At 63.6% G+C, this 522-nt stretch carries 1 pseudogene; it reads left to right on the forward strand.

What is annotated here, in order from left to right:
• Nucleotides 1-522, forward strand: a pseudogene (locus D1614_RS28885) (DNA-directed RNA polymerase subunit beta'); the annotation flags it as partial.

Below are 522 nucleotides of genomic sequence, written 5' to 3' on the forward strand. Positions count from 1 at the left end.
GACGCCTGGGCGAAAGCCTCGGAGAAGATCGCCGAGCAGATGATGAAGGAAATTTCGTCCGTCAAGAAGAACGCGAAGGGCGAAGATTCCCAGATCAACTCGATCTACATGATGGCGCATTCAGGCGCGCGCGGTTCGCCCGCGCAGATGCGTCAGCTCGCCGGCATGCGCGGCCTGATGGCCAAGCCGGACGGCTCGATCATCGAAACGCCGATCGTGTCGAACTTCAAGGAAGGCCTCACGGTTATGGAGTACTTCAACTCCACCCACGGCGCCCGTAAGGGCCTCGCGGATACGGCGTTGAAGACCGCGAACTCGGGCTATCTCACCCGCCGTCTGGTGGACGTGGCGCAGGACTGCATCATCACGCAGGACGATTGCGGCACCAAGCTCGGCATCAAGATGCGCGCCATCATCGACGCGGGCACGGTCGTGGCCTCGCTGGCGTCGCGTATTCTCGGCCGCCCCGCGGGCGAGGATCTGCGCGATCCGGCGACCAACAAGGTCGTCGTCAAGCGCGGC

This window comes from Maribellus luteus (assembly GCF_003576475.1).
Classification (GTDB): Bacteria; Bacteroidota; Bacteroidia; order Bacteroidales; family Prolixibacteraceae; genus Draconibacterium; species Draconibacterium luteum.